Source organism: Komarekiella delphini-convector SJRDD-AB1, from assembly GCF_014831675.1.
GTDB lineage: Bacteria > Cyanobacteriota > Cyanobacteriia > Cyanobacteriales > Nostocaceae > Komarekiella.
The window spans coordinates 19,160-34,214 of the sequence record NZ_VJXY01000015.1 but is presented as its reverse complement, the minus strand read 5'-3'; the positions used below and the strand labels follow the sequence as shown (position 1 = coordinate 34,214).

Genomic DNA, 15,055 nt, shown 5'->3' with positions numbered 1-15,055 from the left:
CAGGTGAGTCAACTCTGGCTCAAATCCTGTCCAACTACTGTTAAGCAGTTCATAATTAAATCCTGTTTATTTTGACGCTCCCACGGCTTGAAGTCGTGGGATTCTTGTTTAGTCCAGCCTACTTGTCTAAACAGGAGAAACAGTAATTTGAAAAAATATGAGTTTTCAGCTTGTTAAATAGGTAGGTATAATTAAATATAAAAAAATAAAATCCTAGTTCGTAGTGAGCGATTCATCGCTCAAAACAAAGATTATCAGAACTAAAATCCTTACTAATAACTTTAATTTGTTTACGCCTAGCTACTTACTTAAAATAGCGAGACTACACTAATTTGTATCCATTTAGTACATTATTCAAAAGGATTTGGGTTTCCTTTGTTTTCAAAAAACGCAAAAAATTAAGTGTTTCGGCTAAAAGTGCATCTGGTGCTGATTCAATTTCTTGCATAAGTTGTTCTTTGATTGCCATATTCGCACTTCTTAAACTTGCATTTTTTAGCATAGAAAATATACCTGGTAAATGAAATTTGTTATAGCTGAACTTCATAATGCACCGTTTCCTGATAACTTGGTGCTGACACTCTTTACTAGCATATTTATCCTTAACTGTAATATTAAGGGGTATAGTACTGGAAAAAAGTTTGTTGCGGAGAACTGAACTATGGTGGCGACAACAATACCCGCAGAGACTAGGGTTTTACTCCAAAATATCAGCTGGCAAACATTTAAAATTATGCTGGCTGAAATGGGTTCGGAGCGTAACTCCCGATTTGCTTATGACAATGGAACAATAGAAATTATGAACCCACTGATGCCGCACGAAAACTCAAACCGCCTAATTGAAGGCTTCGTTGTTGTGCTGTGCGAAGAATTGGGCTTGGAGATTAGACGCGCTGGTTCACTGACTTTGACGCGGGATGACTTAGAACGGGGAGCCGAGCCAGATAGTAGTTACTACATCCAAAACGAAGCGTTAGTTCGAGATAAAGAAAATATTGATATAGCCACTGACCCACCCCCAGACCTTGTGCTGGAGGTAGAATATTCCAGGTCTGCAATAGACAAGTTTAGGCTTTATGCTGCGATGGGAGTCCCGGAATTCTGGCGTTATAACGGCAGTGTGTTGCGGGTTTACGCGCTTGAAGGTAGGCAATACTCAGAAACCCAAACTAGCCCTACTTTTGCGCCTTTGTCAATCAAGGAGATTCCCCGATTTATTCAACAGGCTAAAAAAGATGGGGAAATTGCTACTACCCGTGCTTTTCGTGCTTGGGTGCGACAGCAAATTTCTGGTATTAGTTGAAATTGATAACTTGCACCATTCTCAATTAACGCCAGTATCCACCTGGAACTCAAAGTTCCAGGCTAATAGCCAAAGTCCACTCAAGTGGACTGAAAACCAAAGTCTGGAAGTAATTTAGTCCTCTGAAGAGGACTTTCGCTATAAGCCATAGGTTTCTAACCTATGGCGGTTGTTGGGACTAGTGCAAAATATCAGTTGAAACGGACTCAGTTTTAACTGAATTGTGCGCGCGTGCAGCTTTCACAGTGATTTTGTTGATTTGGCTTGTTGGTTAGGGACACCTCCACAAATCCTTTGGCTAACTTGTGGCAACGTCACAAATCGTAATCTCCGGCAGATTCTCAGGGCTACATTTCCAGATACTTTAGAGCGGCTGCGACAAGGTTAAGCGATTATAGAAATTAGTGTAGACATATAGCGGGCAGTGCTGCGATCGCAGACCTAATATTCGTATTTAAATTTTAAAATAGCACGAGATATTTATCGAACTCATGACCAGATTTTAGAAAAACTGCTAAATCTAGTTAATAAAACTTCTATATGAGTAATTAAACCTAACAAATACTGACTACTTATCTCTTGTCCTCCACTCCTTCACTTCCCTGTTTTTCTGGAAACAGGGGTTTTTACTAGGTATTTTTTCCTACTTTTGTGGTGTTTTTAGTGAAACAACCACCCTAAAATTACAAAAAATCCTGAAATCTATATAAATTAATGGTTTCATCTATCCACTACAGGCTACAACACCTTAGAATGATTCATTGAAAAGTCGAGCCGATGGGATTTACAGCGATCTTGAGTAAAAATACTCCCAAAGGATGACTTTTGTATTTCTCCAAACAGAGATTTTAGTAAAGATGTATCAAGGTACATCCGTAGAGAATCTCAAATAAACCTCAAGGAGTCTCATATGAACAAAGGTGAATTAGTTGATGCTGTAGCTGAAAAGGCTAGTGTTACCAAAAAACAAGCCGATGCAGTCTTAACAGCCGCTTTAGAAACGATCATTGAAGCTGTTTCCTCTGGCGATAAGGTAACGCTAGTCGGATTCGGTTCATTTGAATCACGGGAACGTAAAGCCCGTGAAGGTCGAAATCCAAAAACAAATGAGAAAATGGAAATTCCGGCAACAAAAGTGCCTGCCTTCTCGGCAGGAAAGCTGTTTAGAGAAAGGGTAGCACCCCCAAAATCATAGGTTCTGTCTTTGGGAATCTTTTTTTGATGCGGCAACCAGCACACGGGGGAAATTTAGCCTGGGCAGCAGCACTGGCTGGCTGTCCCCGTGATGCTATTCTGGATTTTTCTGCTAGCATCAGCCCGTTGGGGCCGCCAAATAGCGCGATCGCTGCTATTCAGTCCCAAATTGGTAATATTAAGCACTATCCAGATCCAAATTACAGTGAACTGAGACTAGCTCTCAGTCACTTCCATCAACTGCCGCCTGAGTGGATTCTGCCGGGAAATGGCTCAGCAGAATTACTTACTTTAGCAGGTCGAGAATTGGCACAATTAGCCGCAGCAATATTAATCACTCCAGCCTTTGGCGACTACTACCGAACCCTGGCAGCGTACAACGCTAAAGTCCTGGAGTGTCCTTTGTCATTAGTCATTGATGATTCGTCATTGATCGCTGATCAAGGACTGTTACTGAATAATCCACACAACCCGACGGGGAAGCTATTTTCGCGCGACTCAATTTTGCCCTACCTAGAGCAGTTCGCTTTAGTAGTAGTGGATGAGGCGTTTATGGATTTTGTGCCCCCCGATGAGGAACAAAGTCTAATTTCTGTGGTGCAGGAATATCCGAATTTAGTAATATTGCGATCGCTAACGAAATTCTACAGTCTTCCAGGACTAAGGTTAGGATATGCGATCGCTCACCCCGACCGCCTATCGAAATGGCAGCTATGGCGCGACCCCTGGCCTGTAAACACGCTGGCGGCTGCGGCTGCAATTGCGGCAATTCAGGATACAGAGTTTCAACAGCAAACCTGGACATGGCTACCACCTGCACGAAGCCAACTCTTTCAGGGTTTAACCTCAATTTCAGGATTGCATCCCCAAGAAAGTGCTGTTAACTTTTTACTGGTTGAGTCAAAACAGTCTACTTCGCAGTTACAGCAGCAATTACTTAAGCATCACCAGATTTTAATCCGCGATTGCCTTAGTTTTAAAGAACTAGGCGATCGCTTTTTCCGGGTTGCTGTACGTTCTGAATCCGATAATCAGCGTTTACTAGCAGCACTACAGTCAGTGCTCAGTAATGAGTGCTGAGTTTTTTGTCAGTTAATAGGGGCACAACACATACGTGTCAACTTAACGTGAAATCCATATCCCGCAAGAAACTGAAGTTCCTTGCTCATAGCAAAAGTCATCTAAAGATGACTATATATCGCCCAAAATCCTGAGTCTACTTTAGTAGACTTTCGCTGTTAGCCAGAGAATTCATTCTCTCTTGGGTGAGGAGACTAACAGTAAAGCTATTTTTAGCTGAAGTTGACACCAATGGGTATAACAGTGCCCCTACTGTTAGTTGTTAGTTATTTCTTATTTTCCAATGATCAATGACCAATGACCAATGACTACGATGTCGTAATTATCGGTGGCAGTCTTGCGGGACACTACGCTGCCCTTGCTGCGACCCAACTACGCGCCACAGTTGCTTTGGTAGAATCCAAAGTAAATTATGGATTCATTTATCACCAGGCTATTAACGAAATTAGCAACCTCGCACAGAATAAAGATGATGTAGCTGGTTTTGGTATTCATAGCAGATGCTCTGATAGTTCACAAACATGCGACAGATATGTGGCATGGCAAGAAGCAATGCTGTACGCTCACGGCGTTGTCTCAAATATCCAAGAACACAATTCTCCCGCCATCCTAGCCGCCCAAGGCGTTGATGTTATCGTTGGCAATGGTCAATTTCAATCCTCACCTCAACTAGCTTTTATCGTCAACAATCGCCCACTACGCGCACGTACTTATTTGCTAGCCAGCGGTTCCCATCCGGCGATTCCAGAGATTGACGGATTGCAAGCCACTGGCTACCTTACCTTATCTGATATTTGGCAATCTTTAAATCAAAGGACATTAGCTAAAAATTGGGTAATTATCGGCGGTATTCCCCAAAGTATTGAAATAGCTCAAACTTTAGCAAGGTTAGGTTGTAGCGTCACGTTGGTAGTCAAATATCCTTATATTCTGCCTCATATTGATCCCGAAATAGCCGTACTGCTTCAAGCGCAGTTAGAAGTTGATGGCGTGCGCGTGCTCACGGAAAAGCTAGTAACTCAGGTAAGGCGAATTGAAGATAAAAAGTGGGTACAGGCAGGAGATAAAGCGATTGAAACTGATGAGATTTTAGTAGCAACTGAACAACAGCCAAATCTTGAATCCCTAAATTTGGCAACAGTAGGCGTGAAATGGCATCAGCGTCGCTTAGTGGTAAATGATAAACTGCAAACCACTAACCACCGTATTTATGCTTGTGGTGATGTAATTGGTGGTTATGACTTTGCCAATATCGCTAATTGTGAAGCGAGAATCGCTCTGAAAAATGCGCTCTTTTTCCCCAGGCTCAAAGTCAACTATCGATGCATTCCTTGGGCGATATTTTCTCAGCCAATGCTGGCGCAAGTGGGTTTGACAGAGGCGCAAGCAAAACGCCAATTTAATCAAGATGAAGTTTTAGTTTTGCGGCAATATTTTAAAACAGTGGCAGCAGCTCAACTGCAAGACGAAACCACTGGCATCTGTAAATTAATTGTGCTGCGTAACGGTGAAATTTTGGGAGCCTCAATATTAGGGAAAGAAGCTGGAGAGTTAATTAATTTGATTGCCTTGGCAATGTCCCAAAAAATTACAATCAGGCATCTAGCAGATTTATCTCCCGTCTATCCCAGTTTCTCAGAAATTCTGGAACAAACTGCAAGCGAGTGGAGTAAGCAAAGGCTAAATAGTAACACTGCTTTGCAAGAGTTTCTAGAAGGTTTCTTCTACTTCCGCCGCAATTGGAATTTGTGAGTTATACCAATTTAAAAAAAGAATGTGACAGATAGACCATGTAGAGACCTTGCAATGCAACGTCTCTACCTGAACCGTATTGGAGCAGAGGCACAGGGGAGCAGGGGATTTTGGAATGCAATAATCAGTCTTTGATACTCGTTAATGGAGCTAAGAACTCCGTTAATGAAGTTTTGAGCTTCATTAACGAATCTTTGATATTCGCGGACGAATCTTTGATATTCACGGACGAATCTTTGATATTCGCGAACGAGTCTTTGATATTCACGGACGAATCTTTGATATTCGCGGACGAATCTTTGATATTCACGGACGAATCTTTGATATTCGCGGACGAATCTTTAATACTCGTTAACAAACATAAAAACTTTGCCCCCCCCTGCTCCTCATCTCCCCCTCAGCACTTGTTCAAGTCAAAAACGTTGTACAATCCACACTACCCCTGCTGCTACTAGTGGCACGCTAAGGTTATCCGTACCGTGGGGCGAAACTGCCTCCGCTAGGGTTGCAAAAGTAGCACTTACTAGGGCCACTAAAATAGCCTGTCCCAAACCCAAAGGCATTGCTAGGGGACTGAGAGATGAACCAGGTAGCAGCAACAGTACCAAGAATATGGCCGCTGTACTCGCCACAAACATTGCTGCTGAACCCTCCCAAGAACGCACAGAATTGCCTACCTGATATTTGTGCTGCCCGAAGCGCCTACCAATTAATGCTGCTAAAGCATCGCCCCAGGTCATCGCCATTATCCCAGCTACAGCAATTGGGGCGCTATCTATGGGGCCATCTGGTCGCCACAGTAACCCAAATAGTAACGTTACGGAGACAGCAAAATAAACTGTGCCAGGTGAACTGTCCTCAGTATCCATTGCACCAACAACTCTGTAGCGATAAAACAGGTAATTAAGTCCGATAAACGTAGCAAAGGGTATAATTCCGATTTTCCAGTTATTAAATAGCAGCAGGACACCAAAAACCCACATCCCTGCACCAACATGAATCACCTTGCGGGTCAAATCTGGTTGGACACCAAATAGTCTACACAGTCCCTCGCCAACGATAAGCAGGCCAAAGGCGTAGATATACGAGGCTACCAGCCCGATAAAATCATTGTTTGTCATAAGTCATAAGTCAGTATTCACAACTTCTCGCCGAACAAACAAAGCTCGATAAACAGGTTCACCCCGCGATATGACGCTTGTTTCTCGTTCTGTAGGAACTGATAGCGGATTTTCTGCTAACCATTCTTCTGTGTTACTCTGATAAGCTGGGTGAGCAGCAAAGCGATCGCGCATTTCCACAGCCACAAATTCTATATCTGATTGGAGAAATACAACTCCCCCAACTACGAGATAATTAGCTAATTCTGCCACTAATTCTGGTTGCACTACACGACGTTTAGCATGGCGAGTTTTAAACCAAGGATCGGGAAATTGAATAGTAACGCGCTGCAAAGTTCCTGTAGGAAGAGAAGATAAAAGCGATCGCAATGAGTTATTCACATTGCAAAACAAGTAGTGCAGATTTGTTAAACCCAACTCAGAACGCAACTTATTCGCTTCTACTACCAGCGGTTCCCGAATTTCCAAACCGAGAAAATTCCAGTTGGGTTCTATCTTTGCTGTATCTAATAAAAAGCGTCCTTTAGCGCAGCCAATATCTAGATGTAGCGGTTGGTTTGGCTTTGCATAAACTTTTTCCCATTCCAGGGGACTTGCTGGCGTTTGATACTTGTTGGCAAGCGGGTTAACATGTTGGCGGACTCGGACAGTTGCCAAAATTTACTCTCCTCTACGTAAAAATGTCTTGTGATACTCTGAGCTTGAATCGAGTCTCGCCCCTTAATCTTCTCTCTTATAAAAAGGCGTCGAGAAAACCCATTCCTTTTAGAGATAGGATGAAAGACGCCTTTTTAGACTGTTGACGGTCAACAGTCAACAGTCAACAGTCAACAGTCATTCGTGTTATCCCATCCCCTTTTATGGGTGGGATGAGCTTAACAGTTATGTCAAAGCAAAAGCTATAACTCAACTTGAAAAACGATTTCATGTTGCCATGACTGATAAGTTACTACTTATTTATTTTGACATTTTACAGATGTCAAATTGTAGAAAATCGGATTGGTTAATTTTTAATTTTAAGAGAAGCCTAAATACTGAGTTCCGACGTTTATAACTACGGTAATTTTTAAGTGGACTATGCTATGTAATCGATTCTCAATGTATATAAATATTAAGGTTAAGTGGACGTGTTCTTCAGCAGGAAAACAAAGCAAAGGTTATACTCTTTGGAAAAGAGTTGTTTTAACCCCCCAACTTTTAACATTTTATTAAATCAATGGCCCTCAATTTTCGCTTTGCAATAGTAAGTGACTTACACCTCGCGCTTCCCCACACAATCTGGAATCATCCTAGCCGTTTTCATTTGGTGGAAGTTAGTATCCCTGCATTTGAAACTGTATTAGAACATCTGACACAACTCGATTTAGATTTCCTCTTGCTTCCAGGAGATTTAACTCAGCATGGTGAACCGGAAAACCATACTTGGTTACAACAAAGATTAGCTCAGCTACCTTTTCCTGTCTATGTTGTTCCTGGTAATCATGATGTTCCTGTGCTGATGGCAAATCAGCAATCAATTGCTTTTGCCGATTTCCCATACTATTACTCTAAGTCTGGCTATGATAATCCACAGCAAATTTACTACACTCGTCAGTTGTTGCCTGGAGTGAGGATAATTGGACTGAATTCTAACTCTTTTAATGACCAAGGTGAGCAGGTGGGGCGTTTGGATATCAAACAGCTAAGGTGGTTAGAAGAGGTGTTAGCGGCGGCTGGGGATGAATTAGTCTTGGTGATGGTGCATCACAATGTTGTTGAGCATTTGCCCAATCAATCGCGTCACCCTATCGGAAATCGCTATATGTTGGAAAATGCACCAGAACTATTGCGGCTGCTACGACATTATGGAGTCAGGCTAGTATTTACCGGACATTTACATGTTCAGGATATTGCTTGCTCGAAAGGAGTATATGATATCACTACTGGTTCTCTAGTCAGCTATCCTCATCCTTATCGGGTGTTAGAGTTTCATCGAGATAACTTAGGTAGAGAATGGTTGCAAATTCTATCACATAGGGTAGAATCAATACCTGATTTTCCCGACTTGCAACAGTCATCGCGGCAGTGGATGGGCGATCGCTCTTTCCCGTTTATAGTTAAGCTGTTAACTCATCCACCCTTAAACCTCACATTATCCCAAGCAAAAGAACTAGCTCCTAGTTTGCGAGACTTCTGGGCAACTATTGCTGATGGGGATGCTGTTTTTGAATGCCCCCACTTTCCCCTAGAAGTGCGGCGCTACATTCAGACATATAGTGCATTGACGCAGCCCACCGCAGGCATCGCTACTAGTGGAACTCTGACTTTGATTGACAACAACACCACACTCTTACTGGAAAGGAGTGCTGACTTGGCGGCAAATCCCAAATGCTGAAGTGTAGGCGTGTAAAAAAGTTCTGCCACCAACTGGGCCAATTTCACCGCCACAGAAAAAACCGCCTACGGGGATATTTTGAAGGTAACGCCTAAATAGCTCCGAATCAAAATTGGGTTTGCCATACAGTCCTTCACCTCTTCCCAGACAGGAAAACATCAAGGCAGCTACCGCAGAGGGTTCAGAGTCTCTTTGGTGTTGATAGCTTTGTAAGAGTAATTCCAAGTCTTCAGCGGAGGCTTCGGCATCGCGCAGGTGGAATTGCAGGCGTTGACCGGGACGGACGCGATCGCCAATTGCGATCGCCCCTGCTGTTGGATCTACTCCCAGGATGCCGCGAATTAAAAAGTCTCCCTGTTGCAAAGAAAGCTTAAACTCATCCATTGCTACACCGACAAACAAAGAGTGTTGTGCTAGAGTCTTTTCTTTTTCGCTGAGATTGGCAATCAAATCTCGCAATACAATCAAGGGTACTTGCTCATCCAACTCTAAGATAATATTGCGATCGGCTTTTGTTACCTGCAACGGTTTACCAATTGGTCGGCATCCTTGGGCAACAATTGTTTCCATCACAATGTTGCCACTCAAAGCTATACCGACTGTACCGTCACGATAAAGGCGATCTTTACAAAATAGAGCAATCCGACCACCCATACCCCCGCCACTAGCCTGCCCCCCTACAATCACCGATCCAGGATAGGCAAAATCCAACCCCTGCAATAAGTCGTTAATTCCCGAAGAAAAAGAACTGGACAGCAAAATAAACTGGGGTGTTGGTGATGGTGGCACACCAATCAAATCTAGCCACGCATCTGGCGGACTATCCAAATCAGGTAATTCTTCAGCAATAATATGAAAAACTTGAATTTTCACCCCTGGCAGATGCGCCAAAGTCAAGCTAATGGCTGGTTCTGCTTCCAGTTCTTGAGTTTGTCCACTAACTGTTGTCCCGATAACACCTCCACCACTACAGCCAATTAGTACTGGTACAGAAAGTTTCTCAGCCATCAAAGGCAAGAGTCGAGAATACTCACTCGTAAAAGCAGACGAAATGAATACCAATCCTAAATCTGGAGGTGCTGTTAACGATGAGACAGCTCGTTCCACCACATCTGTAACAGCTGCTTCCAAAGAATGACGGGTTGATAGGGCGTTTGCCCACTGCATTTGGTCTGCCATGAGTTTTAGGCTTTTTTCTCTGTTGACGTTAGTAGTTTTTGATTTTTTATTTTGAGAAGAATTGCATCCTACAAGAGTTGACGCCAGCCCTTTGTATCTCCTAATCCCAGGAAACTGGAGTTGTCATTCCCTAATATATGCATCTAAATATATTGTATGATTGTTCATCTGTAGTACTGGCTCCACAAAATCTTAAAAGATAAAGGTGAATGCAGTATAGATGCGGCAGTGTGCTGTATTAGTATATGGATCATCAGGCTCAAACACTAACTTATCAGCTAAGTGATTAGAATGGTGAGCCATAGAGCCAAAAATAGTCATTTTTGAAGTTTTATACTAGTATTAACAACTCACAACGAGACTAAAGCAATGACCAACATCCAAGAAAAAGCAAACAGCGACATCCAAGAAAAAATCCATGAAGAAGTGGAAGAAGCTCGTGCTGTCTGTGATGCGGCAGGTAGCAACTCACCAGAGTGTGCTGCGGCTTGGGATGCAGTAGAAGAATTACAAGCCGAAGCTTCCCACAAACGCCAAAGTAAGCCAAAAAACTCTCTAGAACAGTACTGTGATGACAACCCAGAGGCAGCTGAGTGCCGGGTTTACGAAGACTAGATATTTAGTTGGTGAACTTTCTGTTCGTTTGGTCGGCAAGCAACTAAGAGCTATTTACTTATATCTTGAGCCTTCACGCTACTCCTACACAACATCTCACTTACCCAAAATCATCATCCCCAAGTAGTATAAACTTGGTGATTCCTCAATAATTTGGGAGGTTTAAAGACTTTCTTCTAAAGAAACCTTTAGCTTTTAAAAAGATAGAGATTTGTGTAGGAGTGGCAGATGCATAGTAGATTAAGATGAGTTTTGAAACTCTCCTTAATATTGCTAAATGTAAGAGCAAGATTTAAGTTAAAGAACTTTTAGTTGCTTGTTTTTTATTTAACAGAGAAATGAGGTATGGAATTTGAAGTAGTAAAATTATCCTTATTCATCGGCGTAAACTCCTATACTGCCTTTCTTTAGACTCTGTGATGTTTGGTTTGATTAAACTGTTATGTAAGATATATAAACTACTAGCTAGCTAATAGCTGACAGCGATCGCAGTTATTGATACTCACTTTTGGCTAAAAGTATTTTATTTATCGTCTGAGAAAAATTATGAATGATATTTGGCTTCGCCCTTTCATCTGGATTGACTACCGAGTAGCAGTTTTATTTGCCGTGATTATTCCCCTAATTCTCTTGATTTGGGCGTTTGTCCAAAAAGTGGAAGGGATACAACGCTTGTTAGGTATTTACTGGCGAGTATCAAGCTTACTAGCAATCACGGTTTATTTAATGATTGCCCAATACCCAGTCAGCTTTATCTCTGGGTTGATGGCTCTGATACTGATCCCCATTTCACTGTGGTTCTGGGTGGATATAAACGATGAGATTGAGTATCAAACTAGTGGAGCGTTGAAACTGGTTTTTACTTCTTGGCGCTGGGCTATGAGTGTTTATTGTATTTTGAACGCGCTAGCTTTTATCCCTTTTTTGGGTTGTGCTTTTTCTCAAAATGTGGCAAATGCTCCCTATTGTCGCCTCTGGTTTGAGGCCCCATTACTATTTAAGGAATACTTTCATCCTAATACTAAGCCTGGGTTCTTGGGCTTTCTTGCCATAATTAGTTTAGTAGTTTATGTAATCTACTTAAGCTACTTCGTCCTCATAAAGCTGGGTAAGCAGGGGCGCTCAGCTACACAACAGTAACCGTCGCTACGTCACCTAAGTATTCGAAATCCAAAAAATGAATTCCATTTGCAAGCGACTGGAACAATATACTGCTAAACGTCAGCAAGAAGTCTTAATTGTGACGGTTGAAATTGCTGATGAGCAAGACAAAATTGTTATTTTTAAAGGCTTTTCTAGTTCTTTGATGCGCCCCACGGCATTTGATGCAGATGTGCCTGTACTGCCAGATGAGGCAACAATTATCAGTATTGACCGCATAGCAAGTCCTTATAATCCTGAAGCACCCCGTTATATTCAACAAGGACTCTCCTGGGAAGCTATGCAGACTCTATTGTTAGAAATAGGTGTCTAACTAATACTAATTCCTAATTTTGTGGAAAGATTGTAGCGTTTACTGCTACCGAACGATGACTGAACTGCTTCACAGGCGCTCCCCAAATTGAAAAACTCCCACACAATCAGCAAGATGCGATCGCGGCTCGATTTCTGGCGGAGCAAGATGAGCAAAAATGGGAAGCTCGTGCCACTACAAAGGATGATCAGTGGGATCAGATGGCTGCGGTACGCCAGGAAATTGCAAGGAGTGAAACCGTTCCACTTGATAAAGTTTTTCCGTTACAGAAATGAAATCAAGTGTCACCAAAACGTTTCGTAATCGGCTGAGTGTTCTTCCTGCATCGGTTCAAGAGCAAGCTGCAAAAGCTGATACACTCTGGAAAGAAGATCCCCATCACCCTAGCCTTCAGTTCAAACTAGTCAGCCAGCAACAACCAATTTATTCGGCTCGTGTTAGTTTTAACTGTCGTGTTCTGGAAGGTCTTTGTTAGGGCGATCTCTGTCTATTCTAAATTTGTGTTGTAAGGTTTCAATCTGATTGAGGATCTCAGCAAACTCCTGGCCAAACAGAGTTAAGTGATACTCAACACGGGGCGGGATTTCTGGATAACTTAATTTCTCTACAACTGCGAATTGAGCTAGTCTCGTCAAACATTCATTCAATACTTTTGTTGTCAATCCCTTCTTAGTTTTCACTAACGCGCTAGGACGATTTGTTCCACAACGAATTTGCGCCAGAAGGTGAATTGTCCACTTACATCCCAGGCAATCCTCAAACATCGAAATCAGGCTGGGTGAATAATTGGAAGAAATTTCTGAGTCTTCTTTCACCGATAATTCCATATTTGTAACCAAAAAGTATCTACCTTACTAAAAAGTATCTGCTTGAACCTGAGCTAGAAATCTTTTATCTTTGCTGACGGAGCACAATTCATGAAGTGTAAAATCAATGGCAATGTTTCCAATTCATGACGCGACGACTGCACCAGAAGCTTCTAAGCCACTACTTGAGCAAGCTAAAAAGAACTTCGGCATGATTCCGAATCTGGAAAGGGTAATGGCTGAATCGCCTGCCTTGCTTGAGGGATATGTTCATCTTTGGGAGCTATTCGATACCACGTCATTATCCCCCATCGAACGGCAGGTCGTTTATCAAACAGCCAACTTTCAGAATCAATGTGAATACTGTATTCCTTGGCACACTAAGCTATCGCAACTTGCTGGTATGGCTCCGAACGAGATCGAGGCACTGAGACAAGGAACAGAATTGGCAGATTCGAAACTTGAAGCATTGCGGCAATTCACTAAGTCTTTGATCTTAAATCGAGGAAAAATAGTAGAAGCTGAATTAAAAGCTTTTTTTTCCGTAGGCTATTCTTCCCAACAAGCGCTTGAAGTGATCTTAGGGATTGCAGTTAAAACAATGAGCAACTACACAAACTCCATTGCAGGCACACCTTTAGATAAAGCAGTCGAGAAGCTGAGATGGAAAAAGCCAATTATCTCAATGCGGGAGAATATGGATGCAGATGCAGTGTAGGCCCGATCAAACAACCCGGTTGGAGCGGACTATAGAAAAGCCTCTGATGTGCATGTAAAAGTTACTGGCAGCCGCTCAACTGGAACATTACCCTGAAGGAAGCAAGCTACAGAGCCTCAATTGTGGTCTGAAAGTGTCTTCACTTCTCTACGAGCGGCTGCGCTAACATTTTTGAAGAATTATTTTGACTTTTAAATTTAAAAAATGTCCCGTTCTGGATACACACTTCCTGTATTTGCATGTGCTGCTGCTGTTGCAGCTTTACACTGGTTACACGATCGCCAACCCTTAAGTACAGCATCGATAGATTTAATTGAACCAGCCCAAATTGCAGAAATACCAATTGAACAGGTAGCGGGACTATCTGAGAATATGGCTTTGGCGATCGCTCGCAGTGACCCTGGTGATAATCTTGACTTGACTAGAGATACACCGATTTGGGCAATGGTGGAATGGCGAGAAGACGGGGAAGAAGCTGTAATTATTCAAGGAGGGGAAGGGATTGGTAGGCAGATGAATGCGGGTGACAAGCCTGCTATTTATGCTTATGCTCATCGGTTGTTACAAGAGAATTTGCGACCGATGCTGGAACCGGGAGAAAAAATTACGGTGACGATTATTTTACCAGAGGGGCGATCGCTTGCTGTTCGTACTTCAAATGCGGCTTTCGGTGTTGTTGAAGGACTTTCTCTTTTAGGAACAAGCGGCATTTCTCAGCCTTTGAGTACACCTGATCAGCTTGCAGCTTTTCGAGCTGAGTTACAAGATAAAGCCAGTCGTTTCGAGAGTTTGGTATTCTGCATTGGCGAGAACGGCCTAGATTTGGCGCGTAAACTAGGTATTGATCCCGAAAAATTAGTAAAAACTGCTAACTGGCTTGGGCCAATGCTAGTAGAAGCTGATTTACTAGGCGTTAAAGAAATTTTATTATTTGGCTATCACGGCAAACTGATGAAACTAGCAGGGGGAATTTTTCATACTCATCACCATGTTGCTGATGGACGCCGGGAAATTCTGGCAGCACATTGTGCCCTAGTCGGGTTAAAGTCGTCAGATATACAAGTAGTATTTAATAGCGCTACAGCTGAAGCAGCACTGACATACTTACGATCGCTTGATGTCTCAACTGGCAGTGATTGGGTAAATCAAGTTTACAGTGCGATCGCCGAAACTATTGATGCTCGTTCTCAAGAATACATCCAAAGCCATAGCAGTCGGGGTGCGGAGGTAACTGTCTGTGGCTCTGTTATGTTTGATCGCGATCGCAAAATTATTGTAAAGAGCCAAACTGCTGCTCTGCTGATGGGAAAACTATGTTAATTTATTATGAATAATCGTAAACAATCCAAATAAATAATTTTTTCAGTAGCCACTCTAGGGTAAGTTTATCGTTTTAATACCATTTCAGACTTATAACCTCAGCAGACGCACTTAAGTTT

Annotated in this window: 17 protein-coding genes; 12 read left to right on the top strand and 5 right to left on the bottom strand. The window is 42.5% G+C overall.

The window, feature by feature from the left end; genetic code table 11:
- Positions 1-322 precede the first annotated feature (322 nt).
- A complete protein-coding gene (locus FNW02_RS38665; protein ID WP_225225684.1) occupies positions 323-547 on the bottom strand; it encodes a hypothetical protein in 225 nt (74 codons plus the stop codon).
- Between the two features lie 114 nt (positions 548-661).
- Here FNW02_RS38665 and FNW02_RS15200 point away from each other — a divergent pair, with 114 nt between their 5' ends.
- The 5 genes from FNW02_RS15200 to FNW02_RS15185 all read left to right on the top strand — a co-directional run bounded on the left by FNW02_RS15200 (position 662) and on the right by FNW02_RS15185 (position 5,329).
- On the top strand, positions 662-1,303 hold the full coding sequence (locus FNW02_RS15200) for a Uma2 family endonuclease (RefSeq protein ID WP_191758371.1): 642 nt from the start codon (positions 662-664) through the stop codon (positions 1,301-1,303).
- Between the two features lie 223 nt (positions 1,304-1,526).
- On the top strand, positions 1,527-1,691 hold the full coding sequence (locus FNW02_RS40135; protein WP_431356812.1) for a DUF5615 family PIN-like protein: 165 nt from the start codon (positions 1,527-1,529) through the stop codon (positions 1,689-1,691).
- 522 nt (positions 1,692-2,213) lie between these two features.
- Positions 2,214-2,498: an HU family DNA-binding protein gene (locus tag FNW02_RS15195; RefSeq protein WP_015111786.1), complete on the top strand. Its 285-nt coding sequence runs from the start codon at positions 2,214-2,216 to the stop codon at positions 2,496-2,498.
- A 26-nt stretch (positions 2,499-2,524) separates the two neighbouring features.
- Positions 2,525-3,577, top strand: a complete 1,053-nt coding sequence (gene cobD / locus FNW02_RS15190; RefSeq protein ID WP_191758370.1) for a threonine-phosphate decarboxylase CobD — start codon at positions 2,525-2,527, stop codon at positions 3,575-3,577.
- A 297-nt stretch (positions 3,578-3,874) separates the two neighbouring features.
- Positions 3,875-5,329, top strand: a complete 1,455-nt coding sequence (locus FNW02_RS15185) for a dihydrolipoyl dehydrogenase family protein (RefSeq protein ID WP_191758369.1) — start codon at positions 3,875-3,877, stop codon at positions 5,327-5,329.
- A gap of 413 nt (positions 5,330-5,742) precedes the next feature.
- Here the strand turns inward: FNW02_RS15185 and FNW02_RS15180 are convergent, their stop codons facing one another.
- Positions 5,743-6,450, bottom strand: a complete 708-nt coding sequence (locus FNW02_RS15180; RefSeq protein ID WP_191758368.1) for a diacylglycerol/polyprenol kinase family protein — start codon at positions 6,448-6,450, stop codon at positions 5,743-5,745.
- Between the two features lie 3 nt (positions 6,451-6,453).
- Entirely contained in the window at positions 6,454-7,107 is a 654-nt protein-coding gene (gene trmB / locus FNW02_RS15175; RefSeq protein WP_191758367.1) for a tRNA (guanosine(46)-N7)-methyltransferase TrmB, read from the bottom strand.
- A 559-nt stretch (positions 7,108-7,666) separates the two neighbouring features.
- Here trmB and FNW02_RS15170 point away from each other — a divergent pair.
- Positions 7,667-8,824 carry a metallophosphoesterase family protein gene (locus tag FNW02_RS15170; protein ID WP_191758366.1) on the top strand — a complete coding sequence of 386 codons (1,158 nt, stop codon included), beginning with the start codon at positions 7,667-7,669 and terminating at the stop codon, positions 8,822-8,824.
- Here the strand turns inward: FNW02_RS15170 and FNW02_RS15165 are convergent.
- Positions 8,780-10,003, bottom strand: coding sequence for an FIST signal transduction protein (locus FNW02_RS15165; RefSeq protein WP_191758365.1), 1,224 nt, complete (start codon positions 10,001-10,003; stop codon positions 8,780-8,782). The two genes, FNW02_RS15170 and FNW02_RS15165, sit on opposite strands and share 45 nt — an antisense overlap.
- A gap of 369 nt (positions 10,004-10,372) precedes the next feature.
- Between FNW02_RS15165 and FNW02_RS15160 the strand changes: the two genes are divergently transcribed.
- The 4 genes from FNW02_RS15160 (at position 10,373) to FNW02_RS15145 (ending at position 12,567) form a co-directional block, all read left to right on the top strand.
- Positions 10,373-10,618 carry a Calvin cycle protein CP12 gene (locus FNW02_RS15160; RefSeq protein WP_162398606.1) on the top strand — a complete coding sequence of 82 codons (246 nt, stop codon included), beginning with the start codon at positions 10,373-10,375 and terminating at the stop codon, positions 10,616-10,618.
- Positions 10,619-11,164: 546 nt separating this feature from the next.
- The gene (locus tag FNW02_RS15155) at positions 11,165-11,758 is read left to right on the top strand and encodes a DUF3177 family protein (RefSeq protein ID WP_225225667.1); all 594 of its coding nucleotides are present in this window, start codon (positions 11,165-11,167) and stop codon (positions 11,756-11,758) included.
- A gap of 37 nt (positions 11,759-11,795) precedes the next feature.
- Complete coding sequence (locus FNW02_RS15150) at positions 11,796-12,092, top strand: DUF7734 family protein (protein WP_191758364.1); 297 nt, start codon at positions 11,796-11,798, stop codon at positions 12,090-12,092.
- A gap of 271 nt (positions 12,093-12,363) precedes the next feature.
- Positions 12,364-12,567: a hypothetical protein gene (locus FNW02_RS15145; RefSeq protein WP_225225666.1), complete on the top strand. Its 204-nt coding sequence runs from the start codon at positions 12,364-12,366 to the stop codon at positions 12,565-12,567.
- On the opposite strand, the gene FNW02_RS15140 is transcribed toward FNW02_RS15145, so the two are convergent.
- Complete coding sequence (locus tag FNW02_RS15140) at positions 12,536-12,919, bottom strand: winged helix-turn-helix transcriptional regulator (RefSeq protein ID WP_191758363.1); 384 nt, start codon at positions 12,917-12,919, stop codon at positions 12,536-12,538. The two genes, FNW02_RS15145 and FNW02_RS15140, sit on opposite strands and share 32 nt — an antisense overlap.
- A 106-nt stretch (positions 12,920-13,025) precedes the next feature.
- Between FNW02_RS15140 and FNW02_RS15135 the strand changes: the two genes are divergently transcribed.
- Positions 13,026-13,616, top strand: a complete 591-nt coding sequence (locus tag FNW02_RS15135) for a carboxymuconolactone decarboxylase family protein (protein ID WP_225225665.1) — start codon at positions 13,026-13,028, stop codon at positions 13,614-13,616.
- Between the two features lie 204 nt (positions 13,617-13,820).
- Positions 13,821-14,936, top strand: coding sequence for a cobalt-precorrin-5B (C(1))-methyltransferase CbiD (gene cbiD / locus FNW02_RS15130; RefSeq protein WP_191758362.1), 1,116 nt, complete (start codon positions 13,821-13,823; stop codon positions 14,934-14,936).
- Positions 14,937-15,055 lie beyond the last annotated feature (119 nt).